General features: G+C 63.9%; 1 protein-coding gene. It reads left to right on the top strand.

What is annotated here, in order from left to right; all coding sequences use genetic code 11:
* Positions 1-244 (top strand): L-serine ammonia-lyase, iron-sulfur-dependent, subunit alpha (locus AC0L3B_RS40110; protein WP_473383539.1); only part of this gene is annotated, 244 nt, incomplete at both ends.

Genomic DNA, 244 nt, shown 5'->3' with positions numbered 1-244 from the left:
AGTGGAAAACGCTGCCGAGAGCGGCATGGAGCACAACCTCGGCCTGTCCTGCGACCCGATTGGCGGGCTGGTGCAGGTGCCCTGCATCGAGCGCAATGCGATGGGCTCGGTCAAGGCGATCAACGCCGTGCGCATGGCCTTGCGCGGCGATGGGCAGCACTTTGTGTCCCTCGACAAAGTGATCCGCACCATGCGCCAGACCGGCGCCGACATGAAGAGCAAATACAAGGAAACCGCCCGTGGC

It is taken from the genome of Bradyrhizobium sp. Kon56, from assembly GCF_055807635.1.
This window is presented reverse-complemented; position numbering and strand designations above follow the sequence as displayed.